General features: G+C 65.5%; 18 protein-coding genes and 1 pseudogene. 15 read left to right on the top strand and 4 right to left on the bottom strand.

Annotated elements, in window-relative coordinates:
* Positions 1 to 6 precede the first annotated feature (6 nt).
* From SB764_RS23350 to SB764_RS23340, 3 genes are read left to right on the top strand one after another with little or no spacing between them, the layout of a single operon-like run.
* Positions 7 to 885 (top strand): branched-chain amino acid ABC transporter permease, encoded by an 879-nt coding sequence (locus SB764_RS23350; protein WP_065058435.1) that lies wholly within the window; start codon positions 7 to 9, stop codon positions 883 to 885.
* The gene (locus SB764_RS23345; protein WP_410865063.1) at positions 882 to 3,518 is read left to right on the top strand and encodes an ATP-binding cassette domain-containing protein; all 2,637 of its coding nucleotides are present in this window, start codon (positions 882 to 884) and stop codon (positions 3,516 to 3,518) included. Before SB764_RS23350 ends, SB764_RS23345 begins: the two co-directional genes overlap by 4 nt.
* Entirely contained in the window at positions 3,515 to 5,170 is a 1,656-nt protein-coding gene (locus tag SB764_RS23340) for a gamma-glutamyltransferase family protein (RefSeq protein WP_410865061.1), read from the top strand. The genes SB764_RS23345 and SB764_RS23340 overlap by 4 nt, the downstream gene beginning before the upstream one ends.
* Positions 5,171 to 5,280: 110 nt before the next feature.
* Here SB764_RS23340 and SB764_RS23335 read toward each other — a convergent pair whose 3' ends face one another.
* Positions 5,281 to 6,135, bottom strand: a complete 855-nt coding sequence (locus SB764_RS23335) for a LysR family transcriptional regulator (RefSeq protein ID WP_410865059.1) — start codon at positions 6,133 to 6,135, stop codon at positions 5,281 to 5,283.
* 124 nt (positions 6,136 to 6,259) lie between these two features.
* Here SB764_RS23335 and SB764_RS23330 point away from each other — a divergent pair, with 124 nt between their 5' ends.
* Complete coding sequence (locus SB764_RS23330) at positions 6,260 to 6,853, top strand: DUF4865 family protein (protein WP_074983606.1); 594 nt, start codon at positions 6,260 to 6,262, stop codon at positions 6,851 to 6,853.
* 106 nt (positions 6,854 to 6,959) lie between these two features.
* Here SB764_RS23330 and SB764_RS23325 read toward each other — a convergent pair whose 3' ends face one another.
* Positions 6,960 to 7,178 carry a hypothetical protein gene (locus SB764_RS23325; RefSeq protein ID WP_080180506.1) on the bottom strand — a complete coding sequence of 73 codons (219 nt, stop codon included), beginning with the start codon at positions 7,176 to 7,178 and terminating at the stop codon, positions 6,960 to 6,962.
* A gap of 443 nt (positions 7,179 to 7,621) precedes the next feature.
* On the opposite strand from SB764_RS23325, the gene soxC reads away from it, so the two are divergent.
* The 11 genes and pseudogenes from soxC to SB764_RS23270 all read left to right on the top strand — a co-directional run bounded on the left by soxC (position 7,622) and on the right by SB764_RS23270 (position 14,907).
* A complete protein-coding gene (gene soxC, locus SB764_RS23320; protein WP_065058426.1) occupies positions 7,622 to 8,935 on the top strand; it encodes a sulfite dehydrogenase in 1,314 nt (437 codons plus the stop codon).
* Entirely contained in the window at positions 8,928 to 9,488 is a 561-nt protein-coding gene (locus SB764_RS23315) for a c-type cytochrome (protein ID WP_110327410.1), read from the top strand. The genes soxC and SB764_RS23315 overlap by 8 nt, the downstream gene beginning before the upstream one ends.
* A gap of 223 nt (positions 9,489 to 9,711) precedes the next feature.
* Positions 9,712 to 10,275: an alkyl hydroperoxide reductase subunit C gene (ahpC, locus tag SB764_RS23310; protein ID WP_074983601.1), complete on the top strand. Its 564-nt coding sequence runs from the start codon at positions 9,712 to 9,714 to the stop codon at positions 10,273 to 10,275.
* A 129-nt stretch (positions 10,276 to 10,404) separates the two neighbouring features.
* Positions 10,405 to 10,562, top strand: a pseudogene (locus SB764_RS23305) (glucose 1-dehydrogenase); the annotation flags it as partial.
* A 218-nt stretch (positions 10,563 to 10,780) separates the two neighbouring features.
* Complete coding sequence (locus tag SB764_RS23300; RefSeq protein WP_410865057.1) at positions 10,781 to 11,080, top strand: hypothetical protein; 300 nt, start codon at positions 10,781 to 10,783, stop codon at positions 11,078 to 11,080.
* Between the two features lie 283 nt (positions 11,081 to 11,363).
* Positions 11,364 to 11,915, top strand: a complete 552-nt coding sequence (locus SB764_RS23295) for a hypothetical protein (RefSeq protein WP_065058421.1) — start codon at positions 11,364 to 11,366, stop codon at positions 11,913 to 11,915.
* Positions 11,916 to 11,930: 15 nt separating this feature from the next.
* A complete protein-coding gene (locus SB764_RS23290) occupies positions 11,931 to 13,163 on the top strand; it encodes an MFS transporter (protein ID WP_110327413.1) in 1,233 nt (410 codons plus the stop codon).
* A 326-nt stretch (positions 13,164 to 13,489) separates the two neighbouring features.
* Positions 13,490 to 13,744 carry a CsbD family protein gene (locus tag SB764_RS23285; RefSeq protein WP_065058419.1) on the top strand — a complete coding sequence of 85 codons (255 nt, stop codon included), beginning with the start codon at positions 13,490 to 13,492 and terminating at the stop codon, positions 13,742 to 13,744.
* A gap of 31 nt (positions 13,745 to 13,775) precedes the next feature.
* The gene (locus SB764_RS23280; protein WP_065058418.1) at positions 13,776 to 14,150 is read left to right on the top strand and encodes a phage holin family protein; all 375 of its coding nucleotides are present in this window, start codon (positions 13,776 to 13,778) and stop codon (positions 14,148 to 14,150) included.
* On the top strand, positions 14,147 to 14,449 hold the full coding sequence (locus SB764_RS23275) for a hypothetical protein (RefSeq protein WP_074983596.1): 303 nt from the start codon (positions 14,147 to 14,149) through the stop codon (positions 14,447 to 14,449). Before SB764_RS23280 ends, SB764_RS23275 begins: the two co-directional genes overlap by 4 nt.
* 161 nt (positions 14,450 to 14,610) lie before the next feature.
* A complete protein-coding gene (locus tag SB764_RS23270) occupies positions 14,611 to 14,907 on the top strand; it encodes a hypothetical protein (protein ID WP_110327414.1) in 297 nt (98 codons plus the stop codon).
* Positions 14,908 to 15,412: 505 nt separating this feature from the next.
* On the opposite strand, the gene SB764_RS23265 is transcribed toward SB764_RS23270, so the two are convergent.
* A complete protein-coding gene (locus tag SB764_RS23265) occupies positions 15,413 to 15,826 on the bottom strand; it encodes a response regulator (protein ID WP_321904778.1) in 414 nt (137 codons plus the stop codon).
* Positions 15,827 to 16,070: 244 nt separating this feature from the next.
* The gene (gene glgA / locus SB764_RS23260) at positions 16,071 to 17,639 is read right to left on the bottom strand and encodes a glycogen synthase GlgA (RefSeq protein ID WP_410865137.1); all 1,569 of its coding nucleotides are present in this window, start codon (positions 17,637 to 17,639) and stop codon (positions 16,071 to 16,073) included.
* Positions 17,640 to 17,767 lie beyond the last annotated feature (128 nt).

Below are 17,767 nucleotides of genomic sequence, written 5' to 3'. Positions count from 1 at the left end.
TCACTCATGCAATGGATATCGGCGCTGGTCGCGGGCCTTGGCCTCGGCAGCATGTACGGGCTGATGGCGCTCGGCTTTCATCTGACGTTCGCGGTCAGCGCGACCGTCAACTTCGCGCAGGGCAGCTCGATGATGCTCGGCGCCGTGCTCGCCTACACCTTCGCGCAGACGCTCGGCTGGCCCATGCCGCTCGCCATCGCGCTGGCGCTGGCCGCGTGCGCGCTCTACGGCCTCGTCGTCGAGCGCCTCGCGGTGCGGCCGTTCGCGCGGCGCGGCTCGAACGCGTGGCTCATGGCGACCGTGGCGCTCGGCATCGTGCTCGACAATGTCGTCATGCTGACCTTCGGCACCGAACCGCGCAGCCTGCCCTCGCCGCTCGCGCAGTCGTCGCTGCATATCGGCGGCGCGGGGCTCGGCGTGTATCCGTTGCAGCTCGTGATTCCCGCGGTCGGCCTGCTGCTGGCTGCCGTGCTGCATTACGCGCTGCGCCGCTCGCGCTGGGGCGTGGCGATGCTCGCCGTGGTGCAGAACCGCGACGCCGCGCGCCTGATGGGCATTCCGATCCAGCGCACCATCGCGGCTGCGTTTGCGGTTTCGGCGCTGCTTGCGGGCATCGCGGGCGTGCTGATCGCGCCGCTTTTCAACGTGCAATCGGACATGGGCACCGTGTTCGGGCTCAAGGCCTTCGCGGTCGCGATTCTGGGCGGGCTGTCCAGCGCGTGGGGCGTGATGATCGCGGGCCTGCTGTTCGGCGCTGCCGAAGCGATGATCACGGCCACGCTCGGATCCAGTTACACGCAGATCATCACATTCGGGCTGCTGATCGTCGTGCTGGCGATCCGTCCCAACGGCCTCTTCGGGCGCGCGGAGGTGCGCAAGGTATGAGCGATTCCCGACTTTCTCTCGTCGCGCGCGAGGCAATGCCCGCGCCACGTACAGGCGAGGCGCGTTCGCGCGGACTCTGGCAGGGCGCGGCGCTCGCCGTCGTGCTGCTCGCCGCCGCGTTCGCCGCATGCAACGTCAACGGCTATTTCGTCGTGGTGCTGGCGGGCGTGGTGTTGCTGGCTATCTGCGGCGTCGGCCTCAACCTGCTGCTCGGGCTGACCGGCCAGGTGTCGTTCGGCCACGCGGCGTTCTTCGCGATCGGTGCGTATGCCGTCGCCATTCTCACCACGCAGTTCGGCTGGAGCTTCTGGAGCGCGTGGGCGCTCGGCGCGGGCGTCGCCGCCGTCGCCGGTGCGCTGCTTGCGCTCACCGCCCTGCGGGTGCGCGGCCCGGGCCTCGCGATGGTGACGATCGCGTTCGCCTTCGTGATCGAGCAAAGCGCCGTGGAAGGCGGCGATCTCACCGGCGGGCAAAACGGCATCATGAACGTGTTCGGCCCGGCGCTCGGCGGTTTCGCCGATGGCGAGCGCGCCGTCGCCCTGATCGCGCTCGTGTTGCTCGCCGTGGCGCTCGCGCTCTATGCGCGCGTTTCGCGCGGCGCGTGGGGCGCGGCCATGCGCGCGGTGCGCGACAGCGAAACGGCGGCGGCCTCGATCGGCGTGAACGCGCTCACGGTGAAAACCGTGGCGTTCGCGTTCTCGGCGGCACTGGCCGGTTTCGCGGGCGGACTATTCGCGCCGCTGCAAGGCATGGTGACGCCCGGCATGTTCTCGTTTTCCCAATCGATCCTCTTCGTGCTCGTCGTGATGATCGGCGGCGCGGGATCGCTGGCCGGGCCGCTGGTGGGCGCGGCGGTGGTCGGTCTGCTGCCCGAATTGCTCGCCGGGCTCGAAAACCTGCGTCTGCTGTGCTTTGGCGTGCTGCTGCTCGTCGTGCTGTGGAGCGCGCCCAACGGCGTGGCCGGCGTGGCGGCGGCGCTGGTGCGTCGGCTGGTCTCGCCGTCGCGCGCGCAGTCGGGCGAGTCGCCGCACGATCGGGACGCCGCCGCGCCTGTCGCCCTCGAACCGCTCAGCGCCGATGCGCGCCGCTCGCTCGCCGCGCAAGGCCTCTCGATGACGTTCGACGGCGTGAAGGCCGTCAGCGATCTCTCGTTCGAACTGCCCGCCGCGCGCGTGACGAGCCTGATCGGTCCGAACGGCGCGGGTAAATCGACGGTCCTCAACATGCTCTCGGGCTTCTATCGCCCGCAAACCGGCACACGCAAGCTGGGCGCGCGCCAACTCGCGGCGGGCAGCGCGTTCCGGAGCGCACGCGCCGGCGTGGCGCGCACCTATCAGACTTCGCAGCTGTTCGGCAGCCTCTCGGTGCTCGACAACGTCGCGCTCGCGCTCACGCGCGGCCGTCTCGGCGCGCTTTTCGGCACCGCGCGCATGCAGGGCGACGCGCCGCGCAAGCAGGCGCTCGCGCTGCTGCGCGCCTGCGGCTATCACGGCGACGCGCAGATCGAAGCCGCCAGCCTCGCGCACGTCGACCGCCGCCTCGTCGAAATCGCGCGCGCCCTCGCCACGCGCCCCGCCGTGCTGCTGCTCGACGAACCCGCTGCGGGCCTGTCCAGCGAAGACAAGGCGCGTCTCGGCACCCTGCTGCGCCGCATCGCCGATTCGGGCGTGACCGTCGGGCTCGTCGAGCATGACATGTCGCTCGTGATGGGCGTATCGGATCGCATTGTCGTGATCGACGCGGGACGCTTTCTCGCGCAAGGCGAGCCCGCCGCGATCCGCGCCGACGCCGCCGTGCGAGAAGCCTATCTGGGCGCATCGAACGACGCCGCGCTGCATGCGCTGCGCCCCGCGCACGTTGCACACATTGCGCGGCAAGACGATGCCCCGGCGCGCGAAGTGCTCGGCGTCGGCAACGTGACGGCCGGCTATGGCGCCGCGCCCGTTCTGCACGAGGTGAGCGTGCAGGTGCGCGAAGGCGAACTGGTCTCGCTGCTCGGCGCGAACGGCGCGGGCAAATCGACGCTCATGCGCGCCCTCGCGGGCCTGCATCGCCCGGTGGCCGGTGGCGTGACCTTCGACGGCCGCGACCTCGCGCGCCTCGACGCCGCGCAGATCGCCGCGCTCGGCGTCGTGCTCGTGCCCGAGGGCCGCCAGGTCTTCCCCGAACTCTCGGTACTCGATAACCTCAAGCTTGGCGCGTTCCCGTCGGGCCGACTGCCGCGCGGCGAACTGGATGCGCGCATCGAGTCGATGTTCGCGCGCTTTCCGCGTCTGCGCGAGCGCCAGCATCGGCGCGCCGGGCTGCTCTCCGGCGGCGAGCAGCAGATGCTGGCCATCGCGCGCGCGTTGATGTCGAAGCCGCGCGTGCTGCTGCTCGACGAGCCTTCGCTCGGCCTCGCGCCCAAGGTCATCGCCGAACTGTTCGCGTCGCTCGACGATCTGCGCAGCGAGTCGCTCTCGATGCTGCTCGTCGACCAGATGGCGGCGATGGCGCTCGCGATCGCCGACCGCGGCTATGTGCTCGAAGAAGGCCGCGTGAGCGCGAGCGGCACGGCCGCCGAACTGGCCGCCGATCCGAAACTGTCCGCCGCCTACCTGGGCGGCCACGCCGACGCCGAAGTCACCGCATGACGATCAACACCCGAATCCACACACGCACGCAAACCTCGACCGCCAACGCGCGTGGCCGCGCGGGCCTCGTCACCAGTCCTCACACGCTCGCCAGCGAAGCGGGACGCGATGTGCTCGCGCGCGGCGGCAACGCGATCGAGGCGGCCATTGCGATGGCGGCGGCGCTGTGCGTGACCATGCCGCATTTCACCGGTCTCGGCGGCGACGGCTTCTGGCTGATTGCCGCGCCCGGCCAGCCCGTCGAGTCAATTTCGGGCATCGGCCGGGCGGCGCGCAATCTCCCGAACTTCGACGGCGCGATTCCCGTGCGCGGCCCCGCGTCCGCGCTCACGAGCGCCGCCACCGTCGCCGCGTGGGAGGCGGCGTACCGCACGAGCCGCGAACACTGGGGCGGCACGCTCGCGTGGGACGCACTGCTCGCGCCCGCCATCGCGCTAGCGCAGGACGGCTTCGCGCTAACGCGCTCGCAGCACTTCTGGACAACGTATCGCGCCGACGAATACGGCGACGCCGAACGCTGGCGCGGCTTCGCGCAGACCTTCCTGCCGGACGGCGCGATTCCCGCCATCGGCACGACGTTCCGCCAGCCTGCGCTCGCGGCCACGCTGCGCACGCTCGCGACAAACGGTCCGCGCGACTTCTACGAAGGCGCGCTCGCGCAACGCATTGCGCGCGGCCTGCGCGAAGCGGGCTCGCCGCTCGACGCCGACGACCTCGCAGCCACGCGCGTACGCTGCGAGCCGCCGCTCACGCTGCGTTATGGCGAAGGCGTGCTCGCGACGCTGCCGCCGCCCACCCAGGGCATGACGACGCTGCAGATCATGGGCATTCTGGCGAAACTGGGCCTGCGCGATTGCGCGCACGGCAGCGCCGACTACTATCACCGGCTCGTCGAAGCGGTGAAGCAGGCTTTCATCGACCGCGACCGGCATCTTGCCGATCCCGATACGCAAGACGTGCCCGTCGACAGGCTGCTCGGCGACGCTCACCTCGCCGCCTGCGCGGCGCGCATCGAACCTGCTCGCGCACTGGCGTGGCCGCATCGATTCCGTGAAGGCGACACCGTCTATCTCGCCGCCACCGACGCGCAAGGTCGCGCGGTAAGCGTATTGCAGACGATCTTCCACGACTGGGGCAGCGGCGTGATGGCGGGCGACACCGGCATCCTCTGGCACAACCGCGGCGCGGCCTTCCGCGCGCCCGGCGGCGGCCCGCATCGGGACGCGCATCCGAACGTGATCGCGCCGGGCAAGCGGCCATTCCATACGCTCAATCCCGGCATGTATCTCGTGGACGGACGCGCGCGCCTGCTCTACGGCACACAGGGCGCGGACGGTCAGCCGCAGACGCTCGCCGCGCTGCTCACGCGGCTGATCGACTATAGGATGGATCCGCTGGCGGCGCTGGCGCAGCCGCGTTTTCTGCTCGGGCGAACTTTCTCGGACAGTCGCGACAACCTCAAGCTCGAAACACACGCGGGGCGCGAGGTGTTCGACGCGCTGGCCGCGCGCGGACACGAAATCGCCGAGTTGCCGCCGCTCAGTCCGCTTGGCGGACAGGCGGGGGTTATCTGTCTCGATGTCGACGACGCTGGATTCGTTGCGTGCGGCGCGCACGATCCGCGTAGTGACGGCGTTGCTTTGGCGGTCTGAGGTCACCACGCGGTGATTTGCGTGACGGGTTCGCGACGAGCGATACGCGATCTGCGTGAGCGTTTATCGCCTCACGCGCAGCACATCACGCAAGAGCGGCCTTCACATGCTCATCGCACAGGGACAGCGCACAACGCTTCACCCAGGCAGTGCAAAATGCATTTGGTTTGCTCGTCTCGTTGGGCGCTATAACAGACAACATTACGCCCAGGCAGCGGCGGCAAACCATATCGCTCGCCGATGTCGATGGTGCCGGCAGGAGCGACTCGACGACCGAGCGCTGCGACCGCGATCCCGGCAGCGACAGCCGCACCGATTGTGGTCACGCCCCCGCCGACAAATACCTCTTCCCACGAAACCCCCGCCTCGTCGAGCGCATCAATTGCCATCTGGCGCACGCTGCAAGGCGCGGCCTGCGTTGCAAGCTTCAGTGGCGACGACGTGTCATGCTGAAAATCTTCAGCCGCCATCCATCCGAACGCCTCCTTCAGAATCTGTTGACCATCCAGTCGCCGACTATCGTGTTGCAAGACGATAGCCGCATCCAAAACGCCTTTGTCGTAGTCGTCGAGAAGATCGCGCGAGGCAGCGATGCGAAGCTCTATCACCACCATCGGATTTTCGTAGCCCAGTTGCCGCAGCAGCAGCGGAAGCTCTGCCCCGACCACATGGTGACTCATGCCGATCACCAGTTTTCGGCGCCGCTCGCCGAACGCACCCATCGCGTCTCTGTGCGCAGCTACGAGCGCGTGTGCAGAAGAAAGAAACGTGTCGCCGTCTACGGACAATCGCACGTGACGCGAGGTCCGCTCCACGAGCCGCCGCCCAAGCTGCGCCTCGAGACGCTTGATGCGCAAGCTGACCGCGGCCTGCGTCGTGTCCAGCACATGCGCCGCACGGGTAAAGCTTTTCAGATCGGCGACCAGCACAAAAGCCTGAACGGCTTCTACATCAAGACCCTTCATTCCCTATCCATAAAGAATTCGAATCACTGAAACTGGGCGTGATCGCTATATCACCGGGAAGACCGCTGCTACGCTTGTGTCGGCCGTTTACCCGATTGCGAAATCATTCAAAGGAGCGTTTACCATGCTGACCGTTTTCTATGGCCACCGCCTCCCGTCCGACTACGATACAAGCAAGATCCATCTTCGTGCAAAAGAGCGCGGCTCGTTGTGGGACAACGCGCCCGACCTCTTCTACAAAGCGTTTCTCCTGCGCGAAGCAGGACGTCATGGTGCGAAAGAAACCCGTTACGCTTCGCAATACCTCTGGCGCCATGATGCGGCATTCCGCGACTTCCTCGCCACCGGACGCTACCGCAATGTGACCAATAGCTTCGGCCGTGCACCGATTGATGCACATAGCGTCCTGGACGCTTCGAAAGGTCCTGCCAGGCATGCGCGGTTCGCCTACATCGAGACGATTCGCGTCGATATCGACGCAGATCTCGATGAGGCAATCGCAAATGAAATTACTCGCAACGGCGAGACTGCGGCCCACGCGGATATCTGCGCCTCCGTCGTTAGCCTTGACGTGTCAAACTGGGTGATTACGCGCACGTTGTTATCGAAGCGAGAGCCCGAATCCCGGAACACGCACGCCGGCACGCCCTGGCAAATACTGCATCTGGCGCAACCCCTGCTAGATACGCTCGCCACGGTAGCGGGGCCACGTATCTGAGAACACGAAGACTCTCTTGAAACAACGGAGAGTCTTGTGCTTGCTGCCTGGCAGGGTCGTTACGTGGAAAGTGCCGAGGACGGCACCGGCGGCACTCGCCTGCGGATCATTGAGCGGCCCGCTTCGCCCGCTGATCGATCCACACGCGAGCCCAGCGTGAGGCATAGGCGATGGCGTGATCCGGCTCGAAGAAATAATCGAGCGCTTCGAACGAGAATGAAGATTCAACAGCCGGCAATGCCGTTTCGATGATCAGATTCGCCGCATAGAGTCCGCTTGGCAACGCATAAGCAGACGGTTCGACTTCATAGCCCTTGTATCGCATGGATGTCCCCGCAAAGACAATCGCGGACGTAATCGTCCGCCTCATTGCATGCTAGTGCGCGCAGCACGCAACGCCAACAAAGGCTTTTGCGTTAGCAAATCAGCGCTGACATCACTTCGTCATGACGATGCGCCTCATGTCCCCGCGTCGCGACAGGCGTCGATCCCCGGTCCATAAGCGTCGGCGTTCGCGTTCCGCCCCGTGCGGGCGCGACTTCACGCGAACATCGGGAGTTGCCGCGCCGCGCGAGCCGCTTTCCCCCACACCCGAACAAACCTTATCTGAGAACGCGTCACTTTAGCTGCTACGGCGCATCCGCGTAATCGCGTTCAGATATAAACGTAGCTTTAAACACTATTAGTCGGCGCGCACGCAGCTCATATACTGCCCCCTTTGCCGATAGCGTCCTCAACGGGCGGCGCGGCCTCGCCGGGACACGACTCATGCGCTTTATTTCCGATCGCAAACCTGCGTCCTCGACTGACGGCTCGCCCACATCGGCTCGCAGACGCCGCCTGCTGGGCAGTGCTGCAATTTCGGCTCTGGCCGTCTCGCAGGCCCGGGTCGCGATGGCCGGCGCTCCTTCGGCACAGTTGCTCGAACCGCTCGACGTGCCACCCTGGACACGCACGCCGGGCGCGCCGATCCTGACTCACCCTTACGGGCTGCCGTCTTCGTTCGAGTCGCATGTGGTGCGGCGCGCGGCGCGCCAGTGGCCGATGCCAGGCGCAGCTTCTTCGCTCACGCCGCTAGCCGATCTGCACGGAACGCTGACACCGAACGGCCTCGTGTACGAGCGCCATCACGGCGGCGTGCCCGATATCGATCCGGACGCGCACCGCCTCGCCGTTCATGGCCTGGTGACGGAACCGAAGCTGTTCACGATGGACGATCTGCTGCGCCTGCCCTCGGAATCGCGCATCCATTTCATGGAGTGCTCGGGCAACACGGCGAGCGAATGGAAAGGCCCGAGTGGACTGCCGCTGCAACTGACTCACGGCTTGCTGTCGTGCTGCGAATGGACCGGCGTGCGGCTTTCGACGTTGCTCGAAGCGGTCGGCGGCAGCACACCGGCCGCGCCGGGTGCATCCCCGCGCTGGATTCTCGCGGAAGGCGCCGATGCCGCCGCGATGACTCGCTCGCTGCCACTCGATGCCATCCTCGATCGGGCGCTGGTGGTCTATGCACAAAACGGTGAGCGGCTGCGTCCGGAAAACGGTTATCCGTTGCGGCTCATCGTTCCCGGCTATGAAGGCAACACGCACGTGAAATGGCTGCGCCGCCTGAAGGTGGTGGACGGCCCGCTCGAAACCCGCGAGGAAACCTCGAAATACACCGGGCTGTTACCCGATGGCCGTGCGCGCCAGTTCGCGTTCGAAATGGATGCGAAGTCAGTCATCACGCGGCCGTCGCCGGGACAACGTCTGACGCGGCACGGCTACTATCCCGTCGTCGGCCTCGCATGGTCGGGACGCGGCACGATCCGTGGCGTCGAAGTCTCGACCGATGGCGGCATCAACTGGCAGAGCGCGCGCCTGGAGGCACCCGTGCGGGATCGCGCGCTCACGCGCTTCACCTTCGACTGGACATGGCAAGGCGGCCCGGCCACGCTGCTCTCGCGGGCCACCGACTCCACCGGCTACGTCCAGCCCACGCGCGAAGCGCTCGTCGCTGCACGCGGCCTGAATTCGTACTACCACTACAACGGCATTCAATCCTGGCGAGTCGGCGCTGACGGGAGCGTCGCCAATGCGTAAGCTGCTCACGCCACTCGTCGTCGCGAGCGCGCTGTTCACGGGCGCCTGCACGCCGGCCGTGACGACGCAAACCGTCGCTATGCCGTCCACCATCGCCGGAATCGGCACACCGCTGGACGCATCGGCCATCGCGGCCTGGGACATCGACATAGCGCCAGACGGGCGGGGGCTGCCGCCAGGCAGCGGCGATGTCCAGACCGGCGCACGGGTCTTCGCACAAAAATGCGCGGCCTGTCACGGCGCGCAGGGCGAGGGCTTGATCGGCGATCCGCTGGTGGGCGGCAGCGGCACGCTCAGGAGCACCGCCCCCAAGCGTACGGTCGGCAGCTACTGGCCTTATGCGACTACGCTGTTCGACTATATTCGCCGCGCGATGCCCTATAACGCGCCGCAATCGCTGAGTGCGGACGAGGTGTATGCCGTGAGCGCCTGGATCCTCAACCGCAACGGCATTGTGCCCGATGACGCCCGTCTGGATGCGCACTCGCTCGCCGCCGTGCGCATGCCCAATCGCGACGGCTTTGTGCCCGATCCGCGGCCCGGCACGCTGTAGAAGCTGACCGGCACGCCCCACGTCGACCCGACTCGAAAGCCCGCCTGAATCGAGCGATTCCGCAACGAATCGCTTTTCTGCATTCGCGGATTCCATACAAAAAAAGATCGCTTCCTGCGCGCGCCACGCTCGTCTAGTCTCTATATCGGCTAGCGCCCGATTACGCATCGGGCGCAAATTCATGCGGCCGATACCCGCTGCAGGATCACTTCAAGGAACGCCTATGTCGCTCATCAACACGCAGGTCAAGCCTTTCAAATCCACGGCCTATCACGGCGGCAAGTTCGTGCCCGTCAGCGAAGAAAACTTCAAGGGCAAATGGTCGGTAGTGGTGTTTTATCCGGCCGACTTCACCTTCGTCTGCCCCACCGAACTGGGCGATCTCGCCGATCACTACGCGGAGTTCCAGAAACTCGGCGTCGAAATCTACGGCGTCTCCACCGATACGCATTTCACGCACAAAGCCTGGCACGATACCTCGGACACCATTGCGAAGGTGCAATACCCGCTGGTCGGCGATCCGACTGCCACCCTCGCCCGCCATTTCGACGTGCTGATCGAGGAAGAAGGTCTGGCGCTGCGCGGCACCTTCCTGATCGATCCGGAAGGCAAGATCAAGCTCTACGAAGTGCACGACAACGGCATCGGCCGCGATGCGAAAGAACTGCTGCGCAAGGTGCAGGCCGCGCAATACGTGGCGTCGCATCCGGGCGAAGTGTGCCCGGCAAAGTGGACGCCCGGCGCGCAAACCCTGACGCCGTCGCTCGATCTGGTCGGCAAGATCTAAGGGCGCGCGACCTTCCCCGGTGAGCGTCGATACCATCGCCAGAATGCGATGGCGTGGGTTGTACGCGCGAATCGCCCTATGACGTCCGCTCTTTTGAACAATCGCGCGCGACAACTGGCGTGAATCATCATGAGCGAACTATCCTCCTCTTCCTCACCGCTAGCGTGGATCGCCGGTGTTGGCGCGAGTGCCGGACACGGTGCTGCGCTGGCCCGGCGCTTCGCGCGCGAAGCATTCACGTGGTCCTGACCGGACGCACGGCTGAGCGCGTCGACGTCATCGCCGACAGTGACTGGCATTTGCACAGCCAGAGTCGCAGCGCGTGGACTCAGGAACTGGATCTGCGGCCATGGCGTGAGCCGTTTTGAGCTGCCATCACCCGCATTGAGCGATACGCCGCGCTGCGCCAAGGCCGGCGCTCAAGTTGTCGAGGCTCAATGCAACCATCTCGCGCCGGGCAGCGCGCATCCGGTGAATTCCACCTTCGGGCCGCCAGCAGACAGCAATGGCGAAGCTGGCGCGCACGCCGCTTGTCGCCAGGTTGGACTCCGGTTGCGACGGCGATGACGACGGCATCACCCGCGCCGTAATGCCGGGCGAAAAAACGCTAATAGTGTTGCCAGAAAAGCCTTCTCAGTGGTGTGTTGCCGTTTTTACAGGAAATATTGTCATTCAGGTGTTTGCTAACAAGCGCGCCTGCGACGCCTCCTTGTATGGCCCCGAACGCAGCACTGGCGCGCCAGGTCACGGAAGATCTGCACACAATCCCCCACCGGGTTGCCGTGGCGAGAAATTTGCTTCATGACGGATCCCGACACGGTAAGTGGACCGTCATGCCAAGACCTTCGTTCTCCACGCAGCTTTTCGCGCTGTGGATTCTGGTTGCGATTCAAAGGCTGACGACGTGTCAAGCAGCGCCGATGCCGTGGCCGCGATCGCCTGCCCCGTGCCGCACCATACGGGCCTGTTCGCCTGGACATTGACGCGCGCGGCCGCCGCTCGGGCCGTGTGGCGAGCGGGCCGCGACGATGCTGTCGGCCGTCCTTGTCTTCCGTCGCGCTGGCGTTCGTTCATAAAGGAGAAAAATCATGCATTGGATCGACCCCGAGAGCCTTCCTGAAACCCGCGGAAAAATCGTGCGTTTTCTGTTGAACCCGCACGGCGAAATCGACGGTTTCGTGCTCGATTCGCAGCAGGTTCACTTTCCGCCCCATCTCGCGAAGAAGTTGGCCCGACACGTGACACCGGGCGAGGTGGTGAGGATTCGCGGCGTGAAACCTCGCGGCGCGAACATGCTTGCCGCAGTCTGTCTCACCACCAGAAACGGCGTAGTGATACTCGACGAAGGGCCGCACCGTGGCGGCGAGAAACCTGCGAAGGCGCATCTCGAACGCAAACCCATGGAGGCTGCCGGTGAGGTGGTGCTTTCGCTGTTCGGCCCGAAAGGCGAACTGCGGGGCGCGTTGCTCGACGACGGCACGTCGTTGCGTATGCCGCCGCACGCCGCCGCCGAGTTGGCAGCCTACCTCGCTCCTGGCGCGCATATCCAGGCATGGGGGCACGGCGTCAGGAATCGACATGGGCGAACGATCGAAGTCGACGAGATCGCTGAACTGATCGATGCGCCGTCGCCCGCCTGACGTCGTGCGTGCCCCATGAACCCCCACTATGCGCTGGAGGCGCTGAGCTTCTTCATGGCCGATGTCCAGGCGGGCATCGGCCCATTTCTCGGCGTGTTTCTGCAGGCGCAGGGCTGGCATCCGCAGGCGATCGGCACGGTCATGACGGTGGGCGGCATTGCCGGCATGCTCGCGACCTCGCCGGCCGGCGCGCTGATCGATGCAACGCATCACAAACGCGGCGTCATCGTCGTCGCCGGAGCGATGACGACGCTCGCAGCGCTCGCGCTCTCAATATCGCAGAACGACTGGATGGTCGGCGCTTCACAAATCGTTAGCGCCGTGACAGGCGCTGCGCTGGGCCCGGCGGTCGCCGGCCTGACGCTCGGTATCGTTCGTGAAACAGGCTTCGACCGGCAGTTCGGACGCAATCAGGTGGCCAACCATGCGGGCAACGTCGTCGGCGCGGCGCTTTCGGGCGGCCTGGGATGGAAGTACGGCTTCAGTGCGGTGTTCGTGCTGACAGGCGTATTTGGCGTGATGACCGTCATCTCGGCGCTGCTGATCCGGCGCAATGCGATCGATCATGACAGCGCGCGAGGTCTGGGGCCGTCCTCGCGGACGACGCATGAACCTGTGAGCGGGTTTCGCGTGCTGCTGACCTGTCGCCCGTTGCTCCTGCTTGCCCTGGCGCTTGCGATGTTCCATCTGGGCAATGCGGCAATGCTCCCGCTCTACGGGCTTGCCGTCGTCTCCGCCCATCAGGGCGATCCCAACGCCTTTACCGCCGCGACGATCGTCATCGCGCAACTTGTCATGCTGGTCGCGGCCGGCTTCGCGAACCGCCTTATCCGGCGCATAGGCTACTGGCGCGTCATCCTGATCACATTCTTCGCCCTGCCCTTGCGCGGCGTCGTCGCGGCGATGTTTATCGCTGCATGGGGCGTCTGGCCGGTCCAGGCGCTTGACGGGATCGGCGCCGGCCTGCAGAGCGTCGCGGTTCCGGCATTGGTCGTGCGATTGCTGCGGGGAACGGGGCGCGTCAATGTCGGGCAGGGTGTCGTCATGACCCTGCAAGGAATGGGGGCCGCGCTGAGCCCTGCACTCGGCGGCATGCTTGCCCAGCATTTTGGTTACGCGAGCGCCTTTCTGGCACTCGGCGCCGTGTCGACCGGCTCGCTCGCGCTGTGGCTTCTCTGCGGCTCGACGCTGAAAAACGCGTGCGGCAGTCACGGTGACAACACGAACGATACGCCGCTGACAACGTGAATCCGGTGCGATTCCCCTTGAGTGTTGCGTTCGCCGCGACCGTCGGAGTCATCCGACGCTAATCCATCGCCGCGAAGCGATACGGGGCGTCGCCGGGTCGTTGGCGCTCGCCACGTACGCCGTGGTTCCTGCCGGGCCTCGCTTGGCTGTCAGCAGGCAAAGCAGGGATCGAGCGCCATCAAGCCCCGACATCCCAGCAATCGCATCAGCATTTTCTACATGTTTTCCCTGCCTGAGAGCGGTTCAGCCGAGGGCGGCACACCTATTGCTGCTAGCGGATCAGAGACTCACTACACGGCGCAAATCCGCGCGAAAAGGAGAACACCATGACGACGAAAGCAGAAGGGGTTGTTGACGAGGCAGCAGGAAAATTGAAGGACGCCGCGGGGGCCGTGCTGGGCGATCCCGCGATGCGCATTTCGGGCAGCGCCAGGGCACTGTGCGGCGAATCGAAGCAATTGATGGCCGACGCCGCGGAGGTCGCGCGCGACGCCGTTTCCGAAAACCCGCTACTGGCCCTCGCCGCGACGGCCGCCATCGGCTTTGTCGCCGGTGCGCTCTGGGCGTCGGCGCGCGACTGATGCTCGACCGGAGCAGACGCAGGAGGCGAACATGTCGATTCAATCAAGACTGGAAAGCTGGCGTAATGTCTCGCGCTTCGCGCTGCTCTGTGTCGGTGACTATGGCGAGCTGATTTCGGTCGAGCTCGCCGAAACCCGCGCGCGTTTGACCCGCGAACTTATCGCGTTGATGGCCCTCGCTGTGAGCGGCCTTTTCACCCTCTCGTTCTTTTGCATCGCGCTGATTGCCTCCGCGTGGAACACGCCGTATTTTCTCGCGGTGGTCTGGGGAGTCGCGATCGGCTGGTTTGCCGTATCGCTCATCGCCTGGTTCGCGCACCGGGCACAGCGACCGGTGCAATCGTTCAATGTGCTGAAGCGTGAGCTTCGCGCCGATCTGGAAACGCTCAAGGAGGCACTGAAATGAACGATATCAGCGAGCGGGAAGCCCTTGTCCTCGATCGACTGGCGCTCGCGCGCGCGCAACTGCTGGCTGCGAATCTGGAACTACGCGACATGCAGAGCCGAAAAGCGCAGCGGTCGGAGCGGGCACTGACCGTGTCCAATGTCGGCCGGGCCTTGCTGGATGCGCCCATGGTGTCGCTGTTAGCGTCGATCGTGCTCGGCTCGTTAATCGTCGGTCCAAAGCGCGTCGTGCCTGTCGTCATGCGAGTCGGCGTTTCAGCGTGGCTCACACGCACCGTGCGCGCTGTCATCGGACATTGATTTGCCCGGATCCTGAGCGGGGCGATGGAGATGCCTCACGGACCCGCGCGTTGCCGAGCGCCAGCAGCTCGCACGCCGCCCCCGGACAGACGTCGCTCTACGCGGTGGGAAGGCGTTGCGCGTTCGGTGCGACATTGCGCTTGCTCGGCGCTTAACAACGCATGACGAATTTCGAGGGGAATGCGATGAATTCTTTTCAATACGCGACTTCTGCCGTCCTGCTCGCCGGCTTATGCCATAGCGCCGGCGTGCTGGCCCAAGGTACGGGCACCTCGCCGTACGGTTCGGAACTCGGGCAACACACGACCGCACCCGGATCGAAGGGCGATCAGGAGCGCCGCGCGAAACTGCAGAAAAACACGGCGAAATCAAACGGGCATGCCAGTCGCCGGAGCGCGTCGGCAGTTGAAGCATCGGCGCCGCGAGCGCATCCTTCGGACGATACCGGGGCAAAATAGGCATGCCGGGCACAGGACACGCGACAGCCTTTCCATGGGCACGCTGGCTACACGAGCGCCGCGAACCGATGCGCGAATCGACTGTTTTCAGCGTGGCTTGCTCGATCGAACTCGAAGTGCGCTGGCAGTCGCCTCCAGGCGACGACAGCGTCGATCGCGCTCGTCGTGCTCGTCGTGCTCGTCGTGCTCGTCGTGCTCGTCGTGCTCGTCGTGCTCGTCGTGCTCGTCGTGCTCGTCGTGCGTCTGCACGACAAGGCGTCATGGTCGATAGAAAAATGAACGGGATACCTACCGGTCGTTCGGGACGGTCGGGCGAAAGACCGTCGTCGAGGCACGCGGTGTCCTCGCACCCTGCCCCACATCCACCGGGACGACGCGGCGCGCCACCGGTTCGTCCCTTTGCGGACTCGGAATCACGGCGCACCCGCGCTTGAACGCAGCCGTCCCTGAAGCGCGCCATCGTCGCGAAGACTGAACGCCGTCGTCCCGCTGCCCATTGCGCTTTTCATTCGTCCGCGCCGTCATTCGATTTCGGGGCGCGGCTTTGCATCGCGCCCGTTGCACGATGAGGATCAGGAACGAGCAGTCGACGGGTCACGGCCACCAGCTGACCGATGTTCAATGGCTTGCGCAGATAACAGTCGTATCGAACAAAGGCCGGTGGGCTGTATTCACCCGAAACCAGGATGACCGGCATCGAAGCGAGCGTCACGTCATCCCGAATTTTCTCGCATAGCACCCCGCCTGACATGCCCGGCATGCGAAGGTCCGTGATGACGATATTCACGTCAGTGTGTTTCAGATAGCGCCACGCAGATCCGCCATCCGACGCGGTGGCGACAAGGAATTCTCCCGAGAGTGCCGCGGCGAGCGACTCCAGGGCGGCAAGGTCGTCGTCGACGAGGAGAATCCGTTTCATGAAGCGGTAAAGGTAGGCCAGAGTATGGAGGGCGCGCTAGCGCATGTCGCGTACCCGGCGGTTGCGTACGAGGTCACGCCCGGCCGGCACATGGAGTCGAGCACCGTCGAATCGCTGCGTCCGCGAAGGTGCCACGGTGTTCTTCGGGCATAACATCCGGCATAACGTCCGGCATAACATCCGGCATAACATTCGGGCAAAACACGCAGCAGGCTGCCCGCAAGAATCTGACGAAGATGGCCGGTCAGGCTGACCGGCGACCCCGCTGCACAGGCGCGTGCGTCCGGCCGATCTGCGAAACCGAGCGGCAGACGGGCGTGGACTCACGCCGTCGCACGTGGCCGGCCAGCGTCTGATACAGGCTCAGATAACGTTGCGCGGGCACCGACCAGCTGGAGTCGCGGCGCATGGCGTTGCGCTGAATGACGCGCCACAGCGGCGGAATCCCGTATGCGTCCAGAGCGCGGCCGAGCGCGTGGAAGATGTCGGCGGGACTTTCGCCGTCGAACAGGAATCCGGCCGCGTCGAGATCCCCCCTGTTCTGGCGCTCCACATCGCTCGGGAGCGTCGGGCAGTCGACAATCGTATCGGCGAGACCGCCCACGCGAGAGGCGACAGGAATCGTGCCGTAGCGCATCGCGTAGAGCTGTGTGAGACCACACGGTTCGAAACGGCTCGCGTGCAACAGGATGTCAGCGCCCGCATGCAGGCGATGCGCGCGTGTTTCGTCATAGCCGATATGCACGCCCAGGCGTCCCGGCCATGCGGCGGCCAGCGCGCTCAACTGCTGTTCGATCGCGGCGTCGCCCTGCCCCAGCACGGCGAACTGCACGCGCGGCCAGCGCGCCAGCGCGGCAGGCAACGCTTCGCAGACCACGTCGGCGAGTTTTTGCGTGCTCAGACGGCTGCCGATCGCCACGAGTGGAGCGAACGGGTCGACAGGCAGGCCGTAGCTCTGCTGGAGCGCTTTCTTGCAGGCATGCTTGCCCGTGAGATCGTCCGCACCGTAGGGCTGCGCGATCATCGAGTCGGTTTGCGGATTCCAGAGCGCGTCGTCGATGCCGTTCACGATGCCGGTCAGCTTGTGGGCGTGCGCGCCCAGCACGCCTTCCATGCGGTTGCCGAAGCGCGGCGTGAGGATTTCGCGCGCATAGCGCTCGCTCACGGTGCTCAGACCGTCGGCGTGGACGATGGCCGCTTTCATGAAGCTCAGCGTGTCGTAGAACTCGATGCTGCGCGGGTCGCGCGGTGCGGGCAACAGCAGGTCGGACGGAATGCCCGCATAGGGCGCGAGGCCCAGCGGATAGTTGCCCTGAAACGCCAGATTGTGGATCGTGAACAGACTGCGCGCCGACGCGCCCGCGAGCTTCATAAGAAGCGGCGTAAGGCCGGCGTGCCAATCGTGTGCGTGCACGATGCGCGGCCGCTTGACGCCGCGCACGCCGGTCGCGATGCGCGCGGCGGCCGCCGAGAGTGAGGCGAAACGCGCGAAGTTGTCCAGATAGTCGCGCCCGTGCTCATCCTGATACAGCCGGTGGCCACGGCCCGCATAGAGGTGATCCATTTCGAGCAGGAGCACGGTCACATCCGCATCCGGCATCGCAGCGCGCCAGAGCCGCGCGTCGCCGCCGGGCAGTCCGCGCAGATAGCCGATGGGAGATGGCGCCACGACCCGGTCGAACGCGCAATCGTAGCCGGGGATCAGGATGGACACGTCGATGTCGAAAAGACTGAGCGCCGAAGAGAAAGCGCTCACCATATCTCCGAGCCCGCCGCTCTTGGCCAACGGGGCCGCTTCGGCGGCGACCATCATTACGTTCAGCAAAGCACACCTCAACCGGGTAGTGGGAGCGGGCTGCTCCCAGCGCCGGAGCACATGAGCAAATTGCGCGCCACGCCGGCTGCGGGCGACCCGGTTCCGGGTTTCGCGCGGGAAAATCG

Origin of the sequence: Paraburkholderia sp. SIMBA_027 (genome assembly GCF_046535315.1) — a bacterium.
Classification (GTDB): Bacteria; Pseudomonadota; Gammaproteobacteria; order Burkholderiales; family Burkholderiaceae; genus Paraburkholderia; species Paraburkholderia tropica.
The sequence above is the reverse complement of the archived record's forward strand: the minus strand, read 5'-3'. Positions and strand labels throughout refer to the sequence as shown.

Bases quoted from the DNA above. Each gene is read 5' to 3' on its own strand.
- SB764_RS23350 (WP_065058435.1), top strand. From the start codon at position 7: ATGCAATGGATATCGGCGCTGGTCGCGGGCCTTGGCCTCGGCAGCATG.
- SB764_RS23345 (WP_410865063.1), top strand. From the start codon at position 882: ATGAGCGATTCCCGACTTTCTCTCGTCGCGCGCGAGGCAATGCCCGCG.
- SB764_RS23340 (WP_410865061.1), top strand. From the start codon at position 3,515: ATGACGATCAACACCCGAATCCACACACGCACGCAAACCTCGACCGCC.
- SB764_RS23335 (WP_410865059.1), bottom strand. From the start codon at position 6,135: ATGAAGGGTCTTGATGTAGAAGCCGTTCAGGCTTTTGTGCTGGTCGCC.
- SB764_RS23330 (WP_074983606.1), top strand. From the start codon at position 6,260: ATGCTGACCGTTTTCTATGGCCACCGCCTCCCGTCCGACTACGATACA.
- SB764_RS23325 (WP_080180506.1), bottom strand. From the start codon at position 7,178: ATGCGATACAAGGGCTATGAAGTCGAACCGTCTGCTTATGCGTTGCCA.
- soxC (WP_065058426.1), top strand. From the start codon at position 7,622: ATGCGCTTTATTTCCGATCGCAAACCTGCGTCCTCGACTGACGGCTCG.
- SB764_RS23315 (WP_110327410.1), top strand. From the start codon at position 8,928: ATGCGTAAGCTGCTCACGCCACTCGTCGTCGCGAGCGCGCTGTTCACG.
- ahpC (WP_074983601.1), top strand. From the start codon at position 9,712: ATGTCGCTCATCAACACGCAGGTCAAGCCTTTCAAATCCACGGCCTAT.
- SB764_RS23300 (WP_410865057.1), top strand. From the start codon at position 10,781: ATGGCGAAGCTGGCGCGCACGCCGCTTGTCGCCAGGTTGGACTCCGGT.
- SB764_RS23295 (WP_065058421.1), top strand. From the start codon at position 11,364: ATGCATTGGATCGACCCCGAGAGCCTTCCTGAAACCCGCGGAAAAATC.
- SB764_RS23290 (WP_110327413.1), top strand. From the start codon at position 11,931: ATGAACCCCCACTATGCGCTGGAGGCGCTGAGCTTCTTCATGGCCGAT.
- SB764_RS23285 (WP_065058419.1), top strand. From the start codon at position 13,490: ATGACGACGAAAGCAGAAGGGGTTGTTGACGAGGCAGCAGGAAAATTG.
- SB764_RS23280 (WP_065058418.1), top strand. From the start codon at position 13,776: ATGTCGATTCAATCAAGACTGGAAAGCTGGCGTAATGTCTCGCGCTTC.
- SB764_RS23275 (WP_074983596.1), top strand. From the start codon at position 14,147: ATGAACGATATCAGCGAGCGGGAAGCCCTTGTCCTCGATCGACTGGCG.
- SB764_RS23270 (WP_110327414.1), top strand. From the start codon at position 14,611: ATGACGAATTTCGAGGGGAATGCGATGAATTCTTTTCAATACGCGACT.
- SB764_RS23265 (WP_321904778.1), bottom strand. From the start codon at position 15,826: ATGAAACGGATTCTCCTCGTCGACGACGACCTTGCCGCCCTGGAGTCG.
- glgA (WP_410865137.1), bottom strand. From the start codon at position 17,639: ATGATGGTCGCCGCCGAAGCGGCCCCGTTGGCCAAGAGCGGCGGGCTC.